The sequence below is a fragment of the Bacillus chungangensis genome, assembly GCF_030812995.1.
Lineage (GTDB): Bacteria > Bacillota > Bacilli > Bacillales > Bacillaceae_C > Bacillus_CF > Bacillus_CF chungangensis.
The window spans coordinates 1-21,188 of the sequence record NZ_JAUSTT010000026.1; the positions used below are offsets into that span (position 1 = coordinate 1).

The window sequence follows — 21,188 nt, forward strand, 5'->3', positions numbered from 1 at the left end:
TTAATGCAAAAGTTATCAAAGCCGGTGAAATTTTACTCGTCGTAAAATTTCACCGGCTTTTTCATGTCAGAGGTGGGTTTTGTCCCAACCTCTTCAATCTACTTTTTTTTCGGAACGACTGCTACCGTACATCGCGACATGCAAATAAGCTGCCCTTCTTCATCAACGATATCAATCGTCCAAACCATTGTGCTTTTTCCATGATGGACGACCTCAGCCGTTGCCGTAACAACGCCGTCTCGTTTCGAACGGATATGATTTGCATTTATCTCTAAACCGAAGCAAATTTCTTTCTCATTATCGATTAAGGCTGCTGCTCCAATACTAGCAACTGTTTCTGCTAATGCAACAGATGCCCCTCCATGTAAATATCCAAACGGCTGCCGAGTTTTATTATTGACGGGCATTGTTGCAATGACCTTTCCTTCCCCTATCTCTATAAATTCGATTTCAAGTGCTTCCATTAAAGTATTGTGAAATTCCATTTTTCCATCACTCCTTATTATATGATTATTCAAGATGCCGCTTACAAAATCCTTTATTCGGGTGATTATTTAGCTTTTCGATGCATACAGATATATCGTTCCATATTATATAAAATCGAACAACTGAGGGAAGGAGTTAATTTAGATGAACCCATATTTTCATCCCCATTATCCATACAATAATCACTATCATCATCCAAACTTTAGACAATTTCCTCCTGTTGATCCTTCCATGTTTATGCATTCCGCACAGAAATCATTGCCATATATACATGATGCAAACAAAATTATGACACATATTAAGCAATCAGAAGCCTTTTCGAGAAAATTAATGAGTGCAGCTCAAGAATCAAAAACAGCTGAGGTAGAGAAAATGATCAAGGATCTTATTCAAACGAATCCTGACATTACCTTCAACCCATCTAGCCTTACCATTCTATTTACTGAAAAAAACAACAACGCTATTAGCTGCTGTCGAATGGTTTTAAATGTTCGATGGCAGTAAGTACTTGATGGCTCAAAAGGGCGCAATTGCGTTCTTTTGAGCCATTTTTTTAATCAATCTCCTTGTCCAAAATTCCAAAACTTTTCGTTCAGCCTCTCTACATCTTGTATTCCACATACAAAAAAAGCCCTCCGATTTTGTTGGAGAGCTTCTTTCTTTATTACCATCCGTAAGGAGCACCTCCAAATGGGGCGCCTCCATATGGGGAAAATCCATAAGGTGGTACACCACCGTAAGGAACCGGAGGCGGATAAGCGATTACAGGACGCGGCCGCCACAACGCGCTTCCCAAAATGCCGCCAGCAAAACCGGCAAGAAGTGGAACACCAAAGAAAAAAGGATTTCTATAAGGTGCCGTTCGATAATAATAGTTCAAATGGGTTACCTCCTTTTAGTCACATGCCTCTCCTTACTTATTTATGCAAACACGTAGCGAATGGGATGGGCTAATCGGCAGGTTCCATGCGATATTCTCTTCAGTGAACTACTCCCATTTATCGACTTAAGTTTTTATCAAATTTACGGTTCATGTTGAGTGTCATTCGACGGTAATGTAGATACCTTTTACTTTCCCATGAAGAACGATCATCTCCCTGATAATTTCTTTATTTTCAAATTCCCTTTCAGAAGGTGTTCGATTTATCGATTTATCCATTTATCATACGCAGAATGGACAATGCCAGCGATTTTACAAAGAAAAGAAATGAAGTATTTTTCTTCCTCATTTTTGTTCTCTATGACCAGTATACTTCTTTATCCATGATTGGAGTACCAAGAGGCTGGAAATGCCGAGTCTTCTTACGACCTCACTTTAGGAAAACTCCCCTGACAGGTACTCTTTGACGGCAGCTGATTTTAGTTCTTTGGAATAGGACTTTTTTGTTTTCGTGGCCACCAGCCCGCTTGTTCCCTCTCTCTCAAACTTCTCCAGCAAAACATATAGGGTATTTGATATTTGCGTACAATTCGCTATTGGTCAAATCTGCACCTTTATAAGCCGTGATTACTTCATATTTAAATTCTTGGGAATAATACCGATTGGACATAAAAGCTCCCCCTAAGGAAAACAGATTTTTATTTTTTGATCTGTCTACCTTAAGGGGAGCATATCAGAGCCATTTTTCTCCACCTGTTTTAATTTAGGGACTTATTAGAGAACCTATGTAAATGTTTTCACATCGACTTCTATTTAAATGTTCGATCTTGCTGTTCTTAGTTGTTCTCGCTCCAAGTATGAAACATCATTTTATTTTTTGGACGGAATTGGTTCAAATGCGTCTACAAATAAGGCCAGTGTTCTTACCATTACGCCAGTTGCTCCTGCAGAACCTAATGCAGTCTCACCTTTTTGCACAGCAGTCCCAGCAATATCTAAATGAACCCAAGGGGTTTCCTCAGCAAACTCACCAACAAATCCTCCACCCATAATAGCGTGGCCTTCACGCCCTGGAGAATTATTTAAATCAGCAACACGGCTATTGCGAATGCGTTCCTTATCTTTTTCAGTATAAGGCAAACGCCAAATAAACTCATCCGCTTCAAAAGATGCCTCCAATACTTGTTCAAACAGCGCTTCATGATTAGTGAGCGCTCCTGTTTTATCTGAACCCAATGCAACAATGACACCGCCAGTCAGTGTGGCGACATCGATTAAATAATTGGCACCATGCTGTTTAGCATAAGTCATCGCATCCGCTAGTACTAAACGTCCTTCAGCATCCGTATTCAATACTTCGATTGTTTTCCCACTTAGTGACGTAATAACATCATCAGGCTTCAATGCAGCTCCACTAATCATATTATCTGTTGCTGGAATGACAGCAATGACATTTTGTTCTGGCCGTAATTCTCCAATAGCTTCCATCGCTCCTAGAACCGATGCAGCTCCTCCCATGTCGGTTTTCATACCGACAATGCCATCTTTTGGCTTTAAGGAATAACCGCCAGTATCAAAGGTAACCCCCTTGCCAACAAGTCCAATCACATCTTGCCATTCCTGTTTTCCCTGATAAGAGAGTACAATCATTTTAGGAGGCTGCTCCGAGCCCTTATTAACAGCTAGAAACGCGCCCATGCCAAGCTTCTCCATTTCTTCCTTTTCTAAAATTTCTAATTGAAATTTGTACTGATCAGCAAGCTTGCTTGCATAGGCAGCTAAATCAGTTGCGGTCAATAAATTTCCCGGTGTGTTGACGAGTGTTCTTGCACTGTTTGTTGCTTTTCCTAATACAAATCCAGTATGAAGCGCTTCTGTTATTTCTTCTGACATAGCTTCTGTAAACACCGTCATTTTTTCGATGAACTTTTCTGGTTCATTGGACTGTTGTTTATAGCCTGGGAATGTATACGTTGATAATGGCAACGCCTCACTTAAAGCAAATGCTGCATCTACTTTCTGGATCGTCTCAGTTACAAATGTATCAAGTGCAATACCTGCAGAAGGTAGCTTCCACTCCTTTATTTGTTTAAAAGCAAATCCAAATGCTTCTTTAAGCAATGGAAAAGTTAATTGTTTTTCTTTCCCTAAACCAACAAAAAGCAAGCGTCTGACAGGCAATTTACCGAGCGTAGGGACTGATGTAAGCACATTTCTCTTCGCTGATAATTCTCCGTTTTTAACCATTTCTGTTAATGCACCTGACAACATGTCATCTAATACTTCTAATGAACCGCCAAATTTCTTAGGCAAGTCCTTCACACCAATAATGAGACATGCTTGTTCGCTTTCAAAAGGATTCAATTGTAATACTTTAAACATCCTTGTCACCTCCACATGCTATTATAACAAATTGTCTTTTCTCTTTAACGATACGATGACATATCGCAAGAAAGATTTTTAACCGCTGCTGTTATATAATTGGCATCATGTGGTAAAATAGAAAGAAAAAGGTTTATAGAAGAAGCGAAAGGATGGCAAAAAAAGCGGAGCAAGAAAAACGTAAAGAATGAAAAGAACTGCTGGGGCATAAACCAATCGAAGTATTCTTTGGCAGCTTAACCGGAATATTCCTCACTTTCATCCTTTACTACATGTCACATCAATTATTCACAATAAAATAACCTTAACCCACATCCTATACATATAAAAAAAGCGCAGGCCGCAAACATCGCTTACCTTAGCGCTATCGCAATCAATAGATAAATTATTCTTCTCCTGGTATATATTTTTCTCGAAACACTTGCATTGCTTCATTTTCGTTTAATGCAAGAAGCTCTTCTTCTGTGATGTTTCCGTCTCCCATTTCAACAACATAAACATCTAATGTCTTTTTCCCCCATTGCGTATAAACATCATCCACTGTTTCATAATACAGATCTAGTTTATCGCCTTTTATTGCTCCGCCTTTATCAGCAACAACTCCATATCCATATCCGGGGATAAAAAGAATCGTTCCAAGTGGAAAAACATTTAAATCAGCAGCTACTGTCGAATATAAATCTCTTTTTACTTTTATTCCTGAATAAGTAATCCCGTATTCAGGATGACCTGGGGTTTTGCCTGTTGACTCAAATCCAGCTGTATATCCAGTTGCTGTTACTGTCCTTTTTGGATATTGGGACCAGTCAATCGCTTTTTCTAATGAACGCTCCGCTGCTTCCTCCTCTATTTCGGAACTAGCCGTAAGAACTGGTTTATCGAATTTTTCATGTATCTTTTTCATATTTAAACCATTTATTTTTAATTGATGTTGATAAGAAAAATCTTTTTCTACAAATATATTCATGTTCTTCGCACCATATTGGATCCAAGCTGCCAGCATATTAGCCTTCACACCTGAAAGTGATTGGTATGTAGCTGAAATTGCAGCTAGAAACAACCCTATCATCATGCATCTTTTCATTATTTTTTTCATTTGGATTTTCACTCCTCCCAAAATTATTCCTTTCCTATTTCAAAAAGAATTATTCAGAGAAGGTAAAAATCGCAAAAAAAAACCCTTCACGAGGTGAGGGTCAACTAAAACATTTGATATCCTTTTTTCCGTAGTACGATCATCACAAAACCAGCAGTAATTGAACCAGCCAGTCCGCTCAATAATATTAATATATCAGCTGTTGCTAATGATGCGACTTTATTTCCTAATTGATGAAAAGCTGTCGATGAATTTGTAAAATATTCGATAAATCGTACATCGTCAATAATCAAAATTGCAATGATTGGATAAACAATTGCCATTACCCATGTCCATCTTAACAGCATATTGACTAAAAAACCTATGCCAAAAAATAAGACAAAAAACAAGAGCATTGAAATAATAAGCGTAGGCACCGTCATCGGCATATTCTTTTCCCCCTAACATAAAGCTAAATTTACTGAAAATTCCTGATACAGTCAATGGCCACCTAATCGATGAACCACGCCTGTTAATACAATAATATTTTGTAAGAGGTGTAGCCAAATTCATTGCCAGGTTGGATATTTTCAAGCACTGTTTTTACTTGTGTATCTTTTTTCTCTATTAATAGGCGAATAATCATTGATGTTGCATCATCTTTTAAAAGCTTGTCAGGAGCCAGCCACTGAACATCCAACAATTCTTTCTCCTGAATTTTAATGACTTCTGTCAGCGGATCACAAGCAAAAATCAGCATATTGTCGCTTATGTCATTTTCAATAACCCCTGTCCGTATCCCAAGCAAATCCTTTACTTCACAAACAACACCTGTCTCTTCCAAAACTTCCCTTTTAACCGCTTCATCGACTGTTTCTCCCGGATTTACGAAACCAGCAGGCAAGGACCACTTCCCTTTCAGGCCACTGTAACGCTTCTTCACAACAAGCCAATGACCTTCAGCATTTACAATGACAGCTGCTACCCCAAGCCACACCTTTCCGCGTTTTTCGTTCATGTTCCTCTCCCCCTTTATTCATCCATAAGTCCCACTTATTTAAAGAAACTCGCCCCCTAGGGCGAGTTTCATCTGTTCTACTCGTAGGAGAGTAAATGATCATGCCACTTTTTCTTATACGTACCTATACTAAAAAAATTTAAACTTTCCTTTCTTAAATACTAATGAAGGACCTCCAATCATAAATAAGGCACGGTTATCGACTGCTTTTTTCATAAAGGATGCTGTTTTCCCTTTTACTTTCTTGCCAAACACAATACCAATGGCATCGGACTCTCCTAGTGAGCAAACGGAACCTTTATCATCAAATACAAATGTATTCAAATCCGTTGATCCTGCTACAAGATTAGCAATATTTTGTGCGCATACTTCGCCATGCTGCATAGCAATTTGGGCTGTTGGAGGGTAAGGACGGTTCGCCTCCTCATTAATAATCAGGGCACAGTCTCCAATAATAAAGACATTATCATGGCCAGGAGCTCGCAAATCAAGATTTACCTTCACGCGTCCGCGCATATTTTCAAAACCTGACGCTTCAATAATCGAATTGCCGCGAACACCAGCTGCCCAGATGACTGTAGACGCTTTTATCTCTTCTGTTTCATCTTCGCCAACACCAATAATAATGCCATCAGGAGTCGCTTCCTTAATCGCAGTGCCGATTCTAAATTCTACTCCTTTACTTTCTAAAAGTGCAGTTGCATACTGAACGAGTTCAGGATCAAAACCAGGTAAAACCATTGGAGCCGCTTCCACACATACAATTCGCACTTGTTTTTGATCAATGTCATACTCTTTGCAAAGTTTAGGAATACGATTTACTAATTCACCTAGAAATTCAATTCCAGTAAAACCAGCGCCCCCTACGACAATGGTTAAACGCTCTTCACGCTTTTCTGCTTCTGAATGATACAAAGCAAATTGATATTCAATATGCTCACGAATCTTACGAGCAGCGTTCACATTCGTAATAGAGAGTGCATATTCCTTTAATCCTTTAATACCAAAGGTTTCCGGTTCTGCTCCTAATGCAATGACAAGATAATCATAATCTAGCTCGCCATTGTCAAGAATAACCTTATTTTCCTCTGTTTTCACTTCTAAAGCAACTGCCTTAATTAACTCTACTTTATTGCGATCAATGACACTCGAGATGTCATATCGGACACGATCTGGACCAAGTGTTCCTGCTGATGCTTCATGCAGCCAGGTCGTTTCATAATGATAATCATTCTTATTAACAAGAATAATTTCAGCTTGATGGCTGCCTAATTTTTTCTCTAGATGTTTGACTGTCATTAAACCACCGTAACCCGCGCCTAATACTACAATCTTTGGGTTTTTCAATCGTATCACTTCCACCTTTTTAATGTTTTGAACTTGTCATGCACAGTATTTACATAAAAAGTATGTAAATTATTTCACTAACTTAATAAAAAAAATATAAGAAAAATGTCATAAAATATTAACATCGTGCTTATCTTTCATATTATTCTTTTTGCTATCCTTTTTCAAGATATATGTAGTAAAAACGAAACTTAAGAACATTCAGAAATAAGGAGAAAGTCATAAGCAAAAAGAGCGAATCTCACCTTTCTACCATCCAATACTCATATTCTCTTAAAAGTTTAAACACTACTTTTCGATTACCAACAAGTTGTCATCGTTATCGAAAGAAAAAAATTATGCTATTATGTAGTTGGTGTTTGTTGAAAATAATTGGAGGGATTTCTATTGAAAGAAGATCACAACATTTATGATATAACTATTATTGGGGGAGGTCCAACTGGCTTATTTACAGCATTCTATGGCGGTATGCGAAAAGCAAGTGTAAAAATTATTGAAAGCTTGCCTCAGCTAGGCGGACAGCTATCAGCCCTTTATCCAGAAAAATATATTTATGATGTCGCAGGTTTTCCAAAAGTTAAAGCACAAGATCTAGTCAATCAGCTAAAAGCTCAATTGGATTTATTCCCTACTACTGTTTGCTTAGAACAAGCTGTACAAACGCTCGAAAAACAACCAGACGGCATCTTGAAACTAACGACTGACAAAGAAGTGCATCTTACAAAAACAGTTATCATTACTGCCGGGAACGGTGCATTCCAACCCCGTAAACTTGATATTAAGGATGCAGAACAATTTGAAAATAAAAATTTGCACTATTTCGTGGACGATATGGAGAAATTCAGAGATAAAACAGTAGCTATTTGCGGAGGCGGCGACTCAGCTGTCGACTGGGCTTTAATGCTTGAACCAATTGCTAAAAAAGTATCGATTATTCATCGCCGTGATAAATTCCGCGCCCATGAACATAGCGTCGAAACCCTTGAACAATCCAAAGTAGAGATTAAAACGCCATTTGTTCCTGTTGAGTTAAAAGGGGATGAAGATGGCATCAAACAAATTATTATAGAGCAACCGAAAACAGAAATAAGAGAAACATTGGATGTGGACGATTTTATCGTGAATTACGGATTTATTTCTTCATTAGGTCCTATAAAAAACTGGGGGCTGGAAATTGAGAAGAATTCAATCGTTGTTAATTCAAAAATGGAGACGAACATTCCAGGTGTTTACGCCGCTGGAGACATTTGCACTTATGAAGGCAAAGTAAAGCTTATTGCTACTGGATTTGGGGAAGCGCCAACAGCAGTCAGCAATGCTAAAGCTTATATTGATCCGAAAACACGATTACAGCCAATGCATAGTACATCCATGTTCTCTTAAATCGAAGCTGCTTTCTTCTTCATAACGAAAAAAACACTCCTAACAACTATCACGCATGTTTCTTCTATTTTTGATGAAACCATGTATGATTTTTTTCATTACGAAAATCAAGCATAAAAAAAGATCTTCTTTATCGCATAAAGAAGATCTTTTTTGATATATAGCTGGTAAGCCAATTAACACTTCTCTGGTGTTCCCGCCTTCTTATCAGTACGGAATGAAGACCCACAGCCACAAGAAGCAATCGCATTTGGATTGTCGATTGTAAACCCGCCACCCATCAGTGATTGTTTATAATCTATTTTTGTTCCTTCGAGAATCGGTGCATCTTCCTTTGTTACCAATACGGAAATTCCGTGTTGCTCGAATTGAATGTCATCTTCCGTTTGATCATAATCAAAACCTAATCCATACGATAAGCCACTGCAGCCTCCGCCGTTGACAGAGACACGTAAACTAGCGCCTTCCTCTTCGTTTTGCTTCATCATATCTTTAATTTGGAAAGCCGCAGCTTCAGTAATGATTACAGTATTAGTCATCATCTACACCTCCAAATATCGTTTATTTTGATAAAAGTAAAGCTTTCAGCAGTGGGGATTTCCTTCATTCTTCTTACAGTTGTAAAATAAAAGGAAAAAAAGCTCACTTCTTTAATGCTTAGTATATACCTTCCAACATCATCACACAACTGGTATGTTTTTTATATTTATTCATGTTTACATTGTTACGTTCTTCTCGTTGGCCTTCAGATCATTTATAAAATACAAAAAAAGGATGTCCAAATATAAAAACCTTTGAACCATCCTTTTTTTAAAACATTGGATTTTCTTCCAAATGCTTATATATTAGATCAACAAGCTCTTCAGGAGTTTCTGCTTTTACTAGTTCGCCATTCACTAGCGCATACAGATATTGGCTGCAAGGACCACAATAACCTAAACAACCATATTCAATAATATCAAGGTTAGGATCTTCTTCTAATATTTCTAGTGCTTTATACGAACCGCTCGCTAAGTTGCTGATACAAAATTCAATGATTGCATTCATTTTTCTCACCTCTTGCACTGCAATCCTACCATTGAATAATCTTTCAAGTCAATGTTGGTCTATTGGATGTTTTGGCACTTTTTTTTTGTAAATAGTTTTAGCAGCCAGTGCTCGATTGCTTCGGACATAAAGTGAAGCAAATAGTTAAAAAGACCATTCTAGATTAGAAAGAAAATTTAGGCGTTTCGCTATTTCTCAGAAAACCTCAGGCTGCTGCTTAACGATATTGAAAGGAAATATTTTCATTTCTTTTTGATCATCTGTAACGTATTTGATGATCACATGAATCGTGATCATCAATGAATGAACTTAATAAAGCCTATAAATATTAAACCATGGAAATAGGATCATTTCCCTACTTCCATCCCTTTCTTTTTCCCAACCTCCTAACTGTTTATCCTCTATATATAGAGAAAGCACTCAAGCGGAATGCTTGAGTGCTTCAACATTATATTCCTTTCCAAGCAAAGTAATCAAGAATGCCTTGTGTAATTGCAGCGGCTGCTGCATCACGGTATTCGTCTTGAGCCAGCTTGGCAGCATCTTCTTTGTTGCTAAGAAAGGCGAGTTCTACGAGAACAGCTGGCATCGTTGTATTTTTCGTTACGTATTTAGGTTCAGTTTTAAGACCACGATCCCTAGTATTTAAAGCAGAAACCAAATGCTTTTGAATAAATCCAGCTAATTGTTTGCTATCTTCAGCGCGTGGTGTATTTGACTTGTGATAGAACGTTTCGGTTCCATTTGCACTTGGATTATTATCCATGCTATTTCCATGAATACTGACAAACACATCTGAATTGCTATTTTTTGCGATTTTGGGCCTTTCTGATAGTGGAATAAAAGTATCATCCGAGCGGGTCATGATTACTTCAATACCTTGTTCTTTTAAAAGTTTTTCTACACGCAGCCCTACCGCAAGCGCTACTTCTTTATCGGTTAATCCGTTTCCAGCCCCTCCAGCATCGTGGCCGCCATGTCCAGGATCAATGGTAACGATTCTTTTGCCATTTGCAGGCGGCGTTGGTGCTGGTGTTGGAGGTGTTACAGGCTGCTTTGGCGCTTCTTCTTTTTGCAAGTATTTATTGTTGACATATCCTTTAAGATTGCCAGCTGTAATACTCGACCAATCGCCTTTCGTCTCATGGACAGTTACTTTCGTGTTGTACGACAGTGCACCGATTTTATCATAGTTTACTCCAGGGCCGCTCCGAACGTTTAAAGAATCTACGTTCACATAACGTTCAACAGGCTCTTGCACTACCGGCGGCGTTTCAGGCTCCTTCGGCGGTGTCACTGGCTTTTCAGGTTCTTTCGGTGGTGTCACGGGTTTTTCAGGTTCTTTCGGTGGTGCCACTGGTGTTTCTGGCTCTATTTTCACTTCTTCTTGTTGTAAATAGTTCGTATGTACATAGCCTTTCAAGTTTCCAGCTGATATGTATGCCCAACCATTTGAAATTTCATGCACGGTTACTTTTGTATTGTGCTTTAAAGAACCGATCGCCTGGTGATTTGTACCAGGGCCGCTCCGAACATTTAATGACGTAGCGTTCACATAGCGTTCTCCGATTGAGTCATGTTCAAAAAGGATTCGGAACTCTTCGTTCAGGCTGCGTGCGACTAGCAAAGCAAATTCTGCTCTTGTAATCGCTGTGTTTGGTTTGAATGTTCCATCTGGATAGCCAACAGAAATGCCTGCGGTCGTTAACTTGTTAATCGCTGCATATTGCTTCCCAGAGGGTGAAACATCTTTATAGACTGCATCCCCTTCTTTTGTGAATTGAAATGCCTTCGTAATAAGGACAGACATTTCCCATCTCGTAATGTTGCTTTCAGGACGGAATTTTCCCGCTCCGTCACCAGAGATGATGCCCTTTTCAAATGCCGACTGAATATAGCCGGAAGCAAATGAATCTTTTTTCACATCTGAGAAGCTTGTCTTACGCTTTTCGCCATTTAAGCCAATCGCTTTTCCGATTAATGTTGCTGCTTCCGCACGGGTGACATTGTTGTTTGGTCGAAATGTCTGATCAGGATAGCCCGAGACAACATCACGATCGATTAAGTAGCCAATTTCTTTCTGGTACTTTTCTGGGATGTCTTTCAATGCCGAAGCTGCGTTCGCTTCGGTTTGCAGTGAACCGAACATAACGACAAAAGCCATCATAAATAGGAAAATAGATTTAACATATTTATTCATTATTAGCATTCTCCTTTCTCAAAGCATTTTCATATATTAGGTAATGTTGAAAAGAGAAATATCGTCTAATTATCGTGTTAAGAACAAATAATTTGTTCCAATTTTCGACGGCAAATTCCTCACTCATAACCTAATAGAATAATATTCATAGTTTACCATATTTAGAGTATGATAGATCTTAAATTTATCCATTATTACCATCTTTATTGACACATCAGTAAATGTCGAAAAACGGAAAATCTCCTGATCATGTGTGAAATACTCTAATTTTCAGCAACGCGTTCCTCATTCATCACCCTTCTAACCCATGTCGTTTCAATTCTTTCATTGCAGCCTTTCCATCAAAAATAGATCTCCCGCCGATTGTAGATTTCTTTTGATTCACTCATTGATCGCAGTTTTATCTTCAATTGCTACCACTAATAATCACCCCTTCAGTAGCGTAGCATGATGATGTAATAAAGTTGTAAAAACCACGATAATATATGTGGGGTAGTTAGTTAAATTTTTAACGATACACCTATTTGCTTTTCTTTAATCATAGTAGAGGACGAAATAGTGTATCTCGTTTACTGGATTGACTAAAATGCGATTATTATATTCGTAGTTCACCATATTTAGAGTATTTTTGAATTTGTTTTTTATAAAAAGTACAAATTATGACACTTTTCACCTAATATAAAATACTAAATAAAATAATAAGAAAGATTTGAAAATTAATTAAAAACAATAGGATAAATACGTTTAACAGGTAAGGCTATTGTATATCATGACATATTTCGTTATAATTTTTATTGAATGCTTCGGGAAATCAAGGATAATCCCGATAAAAAAAACAGAATAATAAAAGATTTCCTGCTTTATAAAAAAGCTTGAGATCAATAGTTAATAAGATTTATTGGCTTCCATTGTACCCCACCTGATTAAATAGCTTATAAATAACAGGTGGCTAAGCCCAATATAATAATTTTTAAACATTGATACCATGAAAAAGTTGCTTTACAACAGTTGCAAAAGGAGAAAAATAATGAAAAATCTTGTATTACTTGGCGGTGGATATGGTAATATGCGTATTTTACAGCGCTTACTACCCAATCAATTGCCAGATGATTGGACCATCACACTAATCGATAGAGTTCCTTATCACTGCTTAAAAACGGAATACTATGCTTTAGCGGCTGGCACAATTTCGGATCAACATGTTCGTGTTGCTTTTCCTGAACATCCTCGCTTAAAGGTTCGTTATGGCGAAGTAACAGAAATCAATTTAGAAGAAAAGCTTGTCTATTTAGCAAACGAAGAACCTATTCCATATGATGATCTTGTTATTGGACTAGGATGTGAAGATAAATACCATAATGTCCCTGGAGCAGATACCTATACATATAGCATTCAAACAATCGAAGAAGCACGCAAGACGTATCAAACTTTAAATAACTTGCCTGCAAATTCGATTGTTAGTATCGTTGGCGGTGGACTAAGCGGAGTGGAGCTTGCGAGCGAGCTTCATGATAGCAGACCAGACCTGCAAGTAAAGCTATTCGATCGAGGAAAAATCATTTTATCTTCTTTTCCAGAGCGTTTAAGTGTATATGTTCAAAATTGGTTTGAAACACATGGAGTAGAAATCATTAATCATGCTAATATTACAAAAGTTGAAAAGGGAAAGCTTTACAACAACGATGAACCCATTGCATCAGATGTAGTCGTTTGGACGGCTGGCATCCAGCCAAACGCTGTTGTCCGAGCGATGGATGTTGATAAAGACCAGCATGGCAGAGTCATCTTAACAAAACATCATTATATCCCTTCTTTTGAAAGTGTTTTCGTAGTTGGAGATTGTGCAAGCTTGCCATCAGCACCAAGTGCACAACTTGCCGAAGGACAGGCAGAGCAAATCGTAAAAGTATTATTGAAAAAATGGAATAACGAAGAATTGCCGAAAGATCTTCCAAACATTAAGCTAAAAGGCGTTCTTGGTTCCCTCGGGAAAAAACATGGCTTTGGTTTATTAGGAGAAACAGCGATTACAGGTCGTGTTCCCCGTCTCATTAAATCAGGGGTGCTCTGGATGTATCGCCATCATAATGGGTAGTAAAACCACTTCCGTCAGTATCATAGACCTGACGGAAGATTTTTTATGCTGAAGGAATATATCCCCGGCTCTCCATCTCTGCATAAATCGTTTTTAGGCGCGGGTTGCCTTCTCCAACGACTTTTCCTTCTATTACTACTACTGGATAAAACATGTCTTCCTCTACAACGCGTTGTGCAAATGTTCGTTTTTCATCATCAGCAGGCGGGTTAAAAATATCGATATATTCCACTTTAAAAGGCTGATTTGGAAACTTTCTTGCAATTGCAGCCTCAAGCCATTCATATGTATCCATTGATGATGGCAGATTGACGCAACTAGCACATATTTGTTCAGCCCCATAAACTAAGATTTCAATTTGATTTGTTGTCATTGTTTTCTCCTCCTAACTGTATACTTCTTGAGCCGTCATCATTCATAACTGTTCAAACTTTCTATACCCTTATACTTATCTGGCAAATCATGTTCCCCTACTTCAATAATGATAGGAGTAGAAGAATTTAAGTAAAATGTTCAATTGTTTGATTGTATTAAGGCAAGGAAAACTTCTTAAATGAGCAATCCACAGAGAAAAAAACAGAACCCTTTTTCAAGGACATTGCGATCAAAATTTTTGTTTTTACTTTTAATCAAGTGGCAATAAGAAGTTGTACTTTATGTTAATTGTACACAAAATGGAGAAATAGCCAACATAAAAAGTTAAAAATATCACAACAATAGATTTTTTTGCAATATGTTATTATAATAAGGTTATGGAAAGGAGTCGATCAATGATGTCTGATCAAACAATGAATGAACAAGTACAAGTGGTATTAGATAAATTACGTCCATTTTTGCTTCGTGACGGCGGCGATTGTGAATTAGTAGATGTTGACGATGGTGTTGTTAAGCTGCGTCTTCTTGGTGCATGTGGTACTTGCCCAAGCTCTACTATTACATTAAAAGCTGGAATTGAACGGGCACTTTTGGAAGAAGTTCCTGGCGTTGTCGAGGTAGAACAAGTATTTTAATGATACATCCATACATCAAGCAGTTTCCATCTTGGAAGCTGCTTTTTTTTCGCAAGTGCCTGTTATGACCAGCTTGCGTTTAACCAATGAATTTCAGGAATTTTCACAACCCCTGTAAAAGTCTTAAACTGATTCAAAAATCGTTCATATTCCTGCGAATACTTTATATAAAAATGAAGTCTTTCTTCTAAATGTTTTTGTTTTTCTTCTTGATTCGTTCGAAAATATTCTTCTATACATTCATAATAATGGAATGGAAAAAGCAGCCGTGCGTAAATAAGCCGCCAGGAAAATGGCGATAATGGAGAGAGCTTTTGGTAGTTATTTAAGAAGGTGTGTATTTCCGGCTCAAACGTTTGGCTACGACGCAAATAAACATCTCTAATCCATTCAGCAATATCACGGCCACAATGATCGTACACCCAATCAAAAGGATTTCTCATCTGAGAGGGCGTACTCCATGATTCGTGTGTAAAACGCTCATGGCAAATAGTACCTCCATCTGCAAATGTTGGTTCTTCATCCAATTCTGTGTCCACTAAATATTGAATCGCATTTTCACTTAATCCCATATAGTAGGGAAATGATTCAGCGAATAACATGGTAAAAGGATGTTCTGGCTGTGATTGGATAATGGAACGCCACATTGATTCCATTTGCTCAAGCCTCTTTTCCCAAAGCATTTTCCACTGGCCCATTCGATTTCTTTCCGTTATTTTTGCATTAAGCGATCTTCCTCTTAGATGAAATTTTGCCAGCTGCCTTCCAATTTTCCGTTTCGCTTTCGCCCTATTTTGTTCATTTTTTAAGACGACAAAATCAATGTCATCCTGAGTTACTAAAAAAGTGTTATTTTTTGAAGGATAAAACGTGGCTACATAGCGATCACCTTCTTTTTTCAAATGCTCAGACATTTGGTATAACTCTACAAGCATTTCTTGCGGCATATGCGTAACCTGTATTAGTGTATAGAGAGTATCATTTTCCCAGTATCTAATCGCTGTTCCTTCTTGGAAAGCACTATCTGGTTCTATGTCAAAAAATGTTTTTAATATCTTTTTTTCCATGAAAACTCCTCCTTTTGTCTGATTATTGATATGATATAAGTTAGGGAGAATAAATATTCTTATAACAATTTCAATTTAATGTTGAAATTCTTATCAAACGGAAGCATTCATTTTTAATACTTTATTTAAATAAAATTTCTATAGAAAAGGTGAGTCACCATGTTAAATGAGGAGAAAATGAGTCTATCTGAACAAACTGCACGCCAATGGCTAAAAGAACGAGGTGTTCAAATAGAAGATATCGCTGAACTTGTCTTATTTCTACAAAAAAAATATCTTCCTGACCTCCAGATAGAAGAATGCATAGAAAATGTGGATAAAGTAATTACCAAACGTGAAGTCCAAAATGCTATTCTAACGGGCATCCAACTAGATCGACTGGCAGAAAAAGGACAGCTTGAAGAGCCATTGCAATCAATTATTCAATATGATGAAAGCTTATACGGAGTGGATGAAATTTTAGCCCTTTCAATTGTTAATGTTTATGGCTCGATCGGCCTTACTAATTATGGCTATATTGACAAAGTAAAACCTGGTATTTTATCAAAACTAAACGATCATTCCAATGGCTCATGCCATACTTTTTTAGATGATATTGTCGGAGCAATCGCAGCAGCAGCCTCTAGCAGACTGGCACACGGCGGAGAATTAGATTAAAGTGAATATCCTAAAAACACCTTCTCAAATTGTTATTGAGAAGGTGTTTTTTAGTGGTTGATACGAAATAGCTTATGTGAAGTATGCGGCCTATTAGCCAAATGAATCTAGTTATGAACCAATGGCCAAAGATCAGAAAGTGAATCTAGAGAATATGTGGGCTGGATTTTCTTTTCCATCAGTACAGTTTTTGAAGTAACACCTGTATGTACAAGCAATGTATCTATCCCAGCTTGAATACCTGCCTTGATGTCAGTATCATAGTTATCCCCAATCATCAGGGTTTTTTCTTTCGGAACTCCTAGCTTTTTTAAAGCTTGTTCCATCAGGATTGGTTCTGGTTTCCCAATAAATGTTGGGATCGTTTGTGTTGAAGCGGAGATTGCCGCTATGATGGAGCCATTACCAGGTATCATCCCTCTTTCTGTAGGGATTGCAAGATCGCCATTTGTAGCAATTAAATCAGCTCCAGCACGAACGCATAAGCAAGCAGTTGTCAACTTTTCATATGTTAGTTCCTTATCGATACCGACGACAACAAAATCTGGACTTTCTTCAACGAAAACAAAACCTTTTGTTTGCAGTGCTTTAAAAAGACCTCCTTCTCCTATTGCAAAGACAGAAGCTTTCGTTTTTCTTTCTGATAAATAATTGGCTGTTGCAAGTGATGAGGTGAATACTTGATCCTCTGTAGCAGGAATATCAAACGTTTGGAGCTTTGTGGCTACTTGCTCCGGTGTTTGAGAGGAATTATTCGTTACAAATAAATAAGGAATGTTTTCTTGTTGCAATCGTTGAACGAACGTGCATGCAGCTGCTATTTTTTCTGTCCCGCGATACATTGTTCCATCTAAATCGATTAAGTATCCATCATATACTTTCACTGTTTATTGCTACCTTCGCTTTTAAAGGCAGATACTGGCCCTAATTCATTTGTTAAATAATATCTTATTTTTGACGAGTAAGCTGCTAAATGAGAAAATTGGGCATGAAAAACCGCAATGATTGCTTCGTGATTCACATTAATATATTGCTGCACCAACATTTTCCGCTGTTTGATCACCTGTTTTAAACCGTTTGCAATCTCTGCCGTGATGACTTTTTCATCTTCAAGAATATCGATAATATCATCAAAGCTTCCAGGATCTCTCATAATAAAGCCATCAATCATCGCATTGCCGACATCTAAAATCGCTTCAATGATAGTCATTGAAATACGTTCCAATGCTGCTTTTTCTAATGGGGATTCCCAACTGCCGGTTTGTTTAAATAAAGTTAACTGTTTCTCCATATGCTGCAATGTAAGCTCTATTTTCTGACGATCGATAAAATACACTTTTTTGACATCCTTCCATCATTTCTTCTTTCTTCTTTATTTTAGCACATCATTGTCCTGCTCTCTATGACAACAGTTAATGTCTTGCAAAAATTGGAGGACATGAAAATAATTCGGTTTCAAAAAATAGCTAACAATAAGATCGGTCGAATGAAAAATAAAACGGCCATGAGGTGAAGAAAATGAAAAAAACAGAATGGGAAAAAAAAGAAGAATATGAGGATTTTTCAAACGTAGAAACACAAAGGCGCTTTTTATTTCCAGAAGGATTGCCAGAAGGTGCTTATGGTTCTCCACGTGGGAAACATACACCAGTAGAAAATAAATCATCACCTTTCAAAATTGGACAACGGAAGCAAAGTGCATATGACTACCAATTTAATTCAGTTCAGCAAAATGTACCGCGCATCTATCCAGGAGCAGATCAACCGGATCATCATGATGAAGATCAAAAAGCATCAAAAAAGGAACGGCCATATGGAGAGGAAATGTAATTTTAACTCCTGCTAATTACTTAACGCTTCAAATTTCTTCCATCAGTGAAGAACATAAGCTTTCACTGATGGAAGCATCCTTTCCCGCGTCCGATTGTTAATCTATATAAGAATGGTATTTTCGGAAAGTTTAAACAGAAGGTCGATGAACTTTTTTGACGACAAAATAAGCACATCCAAAATTACAATATTCATACAAATATTCACTTAATGTACTTATTTTCGTATCAAAACCAGCTTTTTGGTTTTGATCATCAAAGAAACCTTTTAATCTTAATTTTCCATACCCCCAATCCCCCACAATATAATCATATTTCGTTAAAATATCACTGTAGCGATTTTGAAATTCTTCCTCATTAAATCCATCCTTATGTTCTGTAACCAATTCATAATAATTGTTTTGAATGCGAATCAAGTGAATCACCTTCCTTTTTCTTACTCCTTCTTAAATTATAACGAATTCTCCATCAATTACTAAGCAAAAAAAGCAAAAAGATACACACGCTAAAAAAGGAGGTGGATCTTTTGAAAAAACAATACTTGTTCGCAGCAATGCTTTTTGCAGCAGGTGCATTGTCTGCATGTACGAACAATAAAACTGTTACCGACCGGAAAACAGGAACTTATCAAAAAAATGGACAGACCATTTATGTACAAGATCAAGCAGAGCTTTATAATCAGGGCGGCAACAACGATCGTTTTGGCTATGTACGTCAAGTAAAAAGTCCTGTTAATCAGGATCGTATGAATGAAGGGAAAAAATTCCCTAAAATAAATCGCGAACAGATTGCCAACACAATTAGCAATATTCATGTAACCTTGCCAAATGTGAACGATAGTGCAGTCCTTGTCACTGATAAAGAAGTGTTAGTTGCTTATCAAACAGACAAACTAGATGAAACCTCTCGTTTTGAAACAGCAGATCAAGTGAAGAAATCTGTTCTTTCAGTTATTCCCCGCTGGTACCATGTATATGTAACAGACGATCCTCATTTGAGACGAGAGATAGAAAATATCTCCAGGATGGATCCAATGGGAAATGATGTTGATGGAACTGTCCGGTATACGATAGACTTAATGCTGGAGCGCTCATCTCAGGGAAGAAAAATAAACGCAGGGGAGAATGAAAATGGAGAAACAATCAAACCTGACGATGACTATATATACAGAGATGATTATCAAAAACAAAAAAAGAAGCAGCGCTAGCAATAGAAAGATATCATAACATATGTTCAAGACCGTACCACTCAGTAAAAAACAGTGAGACCGCGTTAATACGTAAAAAACCCTTTGTTTGCGGAATCTGAATGCAACAAAATACTGATCAGAAGTGATACGGTCTTTGTCTTGATTAAAATACAGATAAGAACATTTAAGCTTGTCGGCTCTCCTTCTCACCCATTTCCTGTTTCGCCTTTGATGCTGCATTGACCTGCTCATCAGCATGGTAAGAGGAACGAACCAATGGACCTGCTTCACAATGGCTGAAACCTTTTGTCATCGCTATCTCTTTTAATTCTTTAAACTCATCTGGATGATAATATTTCTTTACGATTAAATGTTTCTTTGTCGGCTGTAAATATTGGCCTATCGTCATAATATCCACCTGATTTTGACGAAGATCATCCATCGTTTCAATAATCTCTTCCTTTGTTTCTCCTAGTCCAATCATGATACTAGATTTTGTCGGAATGTCTGGTTGCATCTCTTTTGCTCTACGTAAAAATTCTAATGACCGATCATATTTTGCTCGAGCACGAACCCTAGGAGTCAAACGACGAATTGTTTCAATATTATGATTTAAAATGTCTGGACGTGCATCCATTAACGTTTTTAAATTTTCGTAAATGCCCCCCATATCAGAAGGCAGTACTTCAATTGTCGTAAATGGATTTTTCCTGCGAATAGCACGCACCGTTTCTGCAAATACTTCAGCACCGCCATCTTTTAAATCATCCCGAGCAACCGCGGTTACAACAACATGCTTCAAATTCATTAACGCAACTGAGTCTGCTACTCGCTCAGGTTCTTTCCAATCTAATTCTGATGGTAGGCCAGTCTTAATCGCACAAAAACGACAAGCTCGTGTACATACATCACCAAGAATCATAAATGTAGCCGTTCGGCGTACAGCCCAACACTCATGAATATTAGGACAGCGTGCTTCTTCACAGACGGTATGGAGATTCTTTTCCCGCATCATCTTTTTCAAACCAGTGTAATTTTCGTTTGTGTTTAGTTTAATTTTTAACCAGTCAGGTTTTCTTAAATACTCATCCCTTTTATCCACTGTTCTAACCCCCGTACACGTTTTATCGCAATAATCCTGCATCTCTCATGATATCTATAAACAAAACATCAAAATTCGATCAAGAGAGCGGGCTTTATATGGGCATGAAGGAAAACCCCCAAGTTCACTTTCATTTCACCCATGTTTCCTTCTTTTTATTAACATTGTTCATCTGAAACTCTATCATACAGAAAAAGGTATGACAAGCACTCTGTTTTCATTCACAATGGCTTCTCATTCCTATTCAAAGCCGATGCCATTTTTTACATTAATGAAAAAAAAATTCAATCATAAAATAAGGGAAACTGTAAGCACCTTGTTTTAAGTAATCATTCGTTATTCAGCCGTCATTGCTGCACTCAACGCACGAACGTTCACAAACAAGATCCTTACTAACTATTGGATGAAAAAGGAGGCAATT

General features: G+C 37.6%; 24 protein-coding genes. 7 read left to right on the forward strand and 17 right to left on the reverse strand.

Features of this window, described 5'->3' with window-relative positions; translation table 11 throughout:
* Positions 1–98 precede the first annotated feature (98 nt).
* Complete coding sequence (locus J2S08_RS17730; protein WP_307231913.1) at positions 99–485, reverse strand: hotdog fold thioesterase; 387 nt, start codon at positions 483–485, stop codon at positions 99–101.
* A 145-nt stretch (positions 486–630) separates the two neighbouring features.
* Here J2S08_RS17730 and J2S08_RS17735 point away from each other — a divergent pair, with 145 nt between their 5' ends.
* The gene (locus J2S08_RS17735) at positions 631–990 is read left to right on the forward strand and encodes a hypothetical protein (RefSeq protein ID WP_307231915.1); all 360 of its coding nucleotides are present in this window, start codon (positions 631–633) and stop codon (positions 988–990) included.
* A gap of 160 nt (positions 991–1,150) precedes the next feature.
* On the opposite strand, the gene J2S08_RS17740 is transcribed toward J2S08_RS17735, so the two are convergent.
* The 7 genes from J2S08_RS17740 to J2S08_RS17775 all read right to left on the reverse strand — a co-directional run bounded on the left by J2S08_RS17740 (position 1,151) and on the right by J2S08_RS17775 (position 7,188).
* Positions 1,151–1,366, reverse strand: coding sequence for a hypothetical protein (locus J2S08_RS17740; protein ID WP_307231917.1), 216 nt, complete (start codon positions 1,364–1,366; stop codon positions 1,151–1,153).
* A gap of 541 nt (positions 1,367–1,907) precedes the next feature.
* Complete coding sequence (locus tag J2S08_RS17745; protein WP_307231919.1) at positions 1,908–2,036, reverse strand: hypothetical protein; 129 nt, start codon at positions 2,034–2,036, stop codon at positions 1,908–1,910.
* Between the two features lie 200 nt (positions 2,037–2,236).
* Positions 2,237–3,748: a leucyl aminopeptidase gene (locus tag J2S08_RS17750; protein ID WP_307231921.1), complete on the reverse strand. Its 1,512-nt coding sequence runs from the start codon at positions 3,746–3,748 to the stop codon at positions 2,237–2,239.
* Positions 3,749–4,133: 385 nt separating this feature from the next.
* A complete protein-coding gene (locus J2S08_RS17760) occupies positions 4,134–4,844 on the reverse strand; it encodes a 3D domain-containing protein (RefSeq protein ID WP_307231923.1) in 711 nt (236 codons plus the stop codon).
* Positions 4,845–4,948: 104 nt separating this feature from the next.
* Positions 4,949–5,272, reverse strand: coding sequence for a YuiB family protein (locus J2S08_RS17765; protein ID WP_307231925.1), 324 nt, complete (start codon positions 5,270–5,272; stop codon positions 4,949–4,951).
* An 83-nt stretch (positions 5,273–5,355) separates the two neighbouring features.
* Positions 5,356–5,841, reverse strand: a complete 486-nt coding sequence (locus J2S08_RS17770) for an NUDIX domain-containing protein (protein ID WP_307231928.1) — start codon at positions 5,839–5,841, stop codon at positions 5,356–5,358.
* Between the two features lie 129 nt (positions 5,842–5,970).
* Positions 5,971–7,188, reverse strand: coding sequence for an NAD(P)/FAD-dependent oxidoreductase (locus J2S08_RS17775; protein WP_307231930.1), 1,218 nt, complete (start codon positions 7,186–7,188; stop codon positions 5,971–5,973).
* A 387-nt stretch (positions 7,189–7,575) separates the two neighbouring features.
* Between J2S08_RS17775 and J2S08_RS17780 the strand changes: the two genes are divergently transcribed.
* Positions 7,576–8,571, forward strand: a complete 996-nt coding sequence (locus J2S08_RS17780; RefSeq protein ID WP_307231932.1) for an NAD(P)/FAD-dependent oxidoreductase — start codon at positions 7,576–7,578, stop codon at positions 8,569–8,571.
* Between the two features lie 176 nt (positions 8,572–8,747).
* On the opposite strand, the gene J2S08_RS17785 is transcribed toward J2S08_RS17780, so the two are convergent.
* From J2S08_RS17785 to J2S08_RS17795, 3 genes are all read right to left on the reverse strand, one after another.
* Positions 8,748–9,110 (reverse strand): HesB/IscA family protein, encoded by a 363-nt coding sequence (locus tag J2S08_RS17785; RefSeq protein ID WP_307231934.1) that lies wholly within the window; start codon positions 9,108–9,110, stop codon positions 8,748–8,750.
* A gap of 271 nt (positions 9,111–9,381) precedes the next feature.
* Positions 9,382–9,618, reverse strand: coding sequence for a YuzB family protein (locus tag J2S08_RS17790; protein WP_307231936.1), 237 nt, complete (start codon positions 9,616–9,618; stop codon positions 9,382–9,384).
* Between the two features lie 448 nt (positions 9,619–10,066).
* Complete coding sequence (locus J2S08_RS17795; protein WP_307231938.1) at positions 10,067–11,818, reverse strand: N-acetylmuramoyl-L-alanine amidase; 1,752 nt, start codon at positions 11,816–11,818, stop codon at positions 10,067–10,069.
* 1,027 nt (positions 11,819–12,845) lie between these two features.
* On the opposite strand from J2S08_RS17795, the gene J2S08_RS17800 reads away from it, so the two are divergent.
* Positions 12,846–13,913, forward strand: coding sequence for an NAD(P)/FAD-dependent oxidoreductase (locus J2S08_RS17800; RefSeq protein ID WP_307231940.1), 1,068 nt, complete (start codon positions 12,846–12,848; stop codon positions 13,911–13,913).
* 43 nt (positions 13,914–13,956) lie between these two features.
* Here the strand turns inward: J2S08_RS17800 and J2S08_RS17805 are convergent, their stop codons facing one another.
* A complete protein-coding gene (locus J2S08_RS17805) occupies positions 13,957–14,286 on the reverse strand; it encodes a YuzD family protein (protein WP_307231942.1) in 330 nt (109 codons plus the stop codon).
* A 379-nt stretch (positions 14,287–14,665) separates the two neighbouring features.
* On the opposite strand from J2S08_RS17805, the gene J2S08_RS17810 reads away from it, so the two are divergent.
* On the forward strand, positions 14,666–14,923 hold the full coding sequence (locus tag J2S08_RS17810) for a NifU family protein (protein ID WP_307231944.1): 258 nt from the start codon (positions 14,666–14,668) through the stop codon (positions 14,921–14,923).
* Positions 14,924–14,985: 62 nt separating this feature from the next.
* Here J2S08_RS17810 and yutH read toward each other — a convergent pair whose 3' ends face one another.
* Positions 14,986–15,990 (reverse strand): spore coat putative kinase YutH, encoded by a 1,005-nt coding sequence (gene yutH, locus J2S08_RS17815; RefSeq protein WP_307231946.1) that lies wholly within the window; start codon positions 15,988–15,990, stop codon positions 14,986–14,988.
* Positions 15,991–16,167: 177 nt separating this feature from the next.
* On the opposite strand from yutH, the gene J2S08_RS17820 reads away from it, so the two are divergent.
* Entirely contained in the window at positions 16,168–16,647 is a 480-nt protein-coding gene (locus tag J2S08_RS17820) for a phosphatidylglycerophosphatase A family protein (RefSeq protein ID WP_370875712.1), read from the forward strand.
* Between the two features lie 107 nt (positions 16,648–16,754).
* On the opposite strand, the gene J2S08_RS17825 is transcribed toward J2S08_RS17820, so the two are convergent.
* Together J2S08_RS17825 and J2S08_RS17830 are read right to left on the reverse strand one after the other, a co-directional pair.
* A complete protein-coding gene (locus tag J2S08_RS17825) occupies positions 16,755–17,531 on the reverse strand; it encodes a TIGR01457 family HAD-type hydrolase (protein WP_307231950.1) in 777 nt (258 codons plus the stop codon).
* Positions 17,528–17,983, reverse strand: a complete 456-nt coding sequence (locus J2S08_RS17830) for a DUF86 domain-containing protein (RefSeq protein ID WP_307231952.1) — start codon at positions 17,981–17,983, stop codon at positions 17,528–17,530. Before J2S08_RS17830 ends, J2S08_RS17825 begins: the two co-directional genes overlap by 4 nt.
* A gap of 182 nt (positions 17,984–18,165) precedes the next feature.
* On the opposite strand from J2S08_RS17830, the gene J2S08_RS17835 reads away from it, so the two are divergent.
* A complete protein-coding gene (locus J2S08_RS17835; protein WP_307231955.1) occupies positions 18,166–18,477 on the forward strand; it encodes a cytosolic protein in 312 nt (103 codons plus the stop codon).
* 130 nt (positions 18,478–18,607) lie between these two features.
* Here the strand turns inward: J2S08_RS17835 and J2S08_RS17840 are convergent, their stop codons facing one another.
* Positions 18,608–18,892, reverse strand: coding sequence for a YutD family protein (locus J2S08_RS17840; RefSeq protein ID WP_307231957.1), 285 nt, complete (start codon positions 18,890–18,892; stop codon positions 18,608–18,610).
* A gap of 110 nt (positions 18,893–19,002) precedes the next feature.
* Between J2S08_RS17840 and J2S08_RS17845 the strand changes: the two genes are divergently transcribed.
* Positions 19,003–19,683, forward strand: a complete 681-nt coding sequence (locus tag J2S08_RS17845; protein ID WP_307231959.1) for a YhcN/YlaJ family sporulation lipoprotein — start codon at positions 19,003–19,005, stop codon at positions 19,681–19,683.
* Between the two features lie 166 nt (positions 19,684–19,849).
* On the opposite strand, the gene lipA is transcribed toward J2S08_RS17845, so the two are convergent.
* Positions 19,850–20,767: a lipoyl synthase gene (gene lipA / locus J2S08_RS17850; protein ID WP_307231961.1), complete on the reverse strand. Its 918-nt coding sequence runs from the start codon at positions 20,765–20,767 to the stop codon at positions 19,850–19,852.
* Positions 20,768–21,188: the final 421 nt, after the last annotated feature.

Excerpts from the sequence above, each read along its gene's own strand:
- J2S08_RS17730 (WP_307231913.1), bottom strand. The coding sequence starts at position 485 with ATGGAATTTCACAATACTTTAATGGAAGCACTTGAAATCGAATTTATA.
- J2S08_RS17735 (WP_307231915.1), top strand. The coding sequence starts at position 631 with ATGAACCCATATTTTCATCCCCATTATCCATACAATAATCACTATCAT.
- J2S08_RS17745 (WP_307231919.1), bottom strand. The coding sequence starts at position 2,036 with ATGTCCAATCGGTATTATTCCCAAGAATTTAAATATGAAGTAATCACG.
- J2S08_RS17750 (WP_307231921.1), bottom strand. The coding sequence starts at position 3,748 with ATGTTTAAAGTATTACAATTGAATCCTTTTGAAAGCGAACAAGCATGT.
- J2S08_RS17760 (WP_307231923.1), bottom strand. The coding sequence starts at position 4,844 with ATGAAAAAAATAATGAAAAGATGCATGATGATAGGGTTGTTTCTAGCT.
- J2S08_RS17765 (WP_307231925.1), bottom strand. The coding sequence starts at position 5,272 with ATGCCGATGACGGTGCCTACGCTTATTATTTCAATGCTCTTGTTTTTT.
- J2S08_RS17770 (WP_307231928.1), bottom strand. The coding sequence starts at position 5,841 with ATGAACGAAAAACGCGGAAAGGTGTGGCTTGGGGTAGCAGCTGTCATT.
- J2S08_RS17785 (WP_307231934.1), bottom strand. The coding sequence starts at position 9,110 with ATGACTAATACTGTAATCATTACTGAAGCTGCGGCTTTCCAAATTAAA.
- J2S08_RS17790 (WP_307231936.1), bottom strand. The coding sequence starts at position 9,618 with ATGAATGCAATCATTGAATTTTGTATCAGCAACTTAGCGAGCGGTTCG.
- J2S08_RS17795 (WP_307231938.1), bottom strand. The coding sequence starts at position 11,818 with ATGAATAAATATGTTAAATCTATTTTCCTATTTATGATGGCTTTTGTC.
- J2S08_RS17800 (WP_307231940.1), top strand. The coding sequence starts at position 12,846 with ATGAAAAATCTTGTATTACTTGGCGGTGGATATGGTAATATGCGTATT.
- J2S08_RS17805 (WP_307231942.1), bottom strand. The coding sequence starts at position 14,286 with ATGACAACAAATCAAATTGAAATCTTAGTTTATGGGGCTGAACAAATA.
- J2S08_RS17810 (WP_307231944.1), top strand. The coding sequence starts at position 14,666 with ATGGAAAGGAGTCGATCAATGATGTCTGATCAAACAATGAATGAACAA.
- yutH (WP_307231946.1), bottom strand. The coding sequence starts at position 15,990 with ATGGAAAAAAAGATATTAAAAACATTTTTTGACATAGAACCAGATAGT.
- J2S08_RS17820 (WP_370875712.1), top strand. The coding sequence starts at position 16,168 with ATGAGTCTATCTGAACAAACTGCACGCCAATGGCTAAAAGAACGAGGT.
- J2S08_RS17835 (WP_307231955.1), top strand. The coding sequence starts at position 18,166 with ATGAAAAAAACAGAATGGGAAAAAAAAGAAGAATATGAGGATTTTTCA.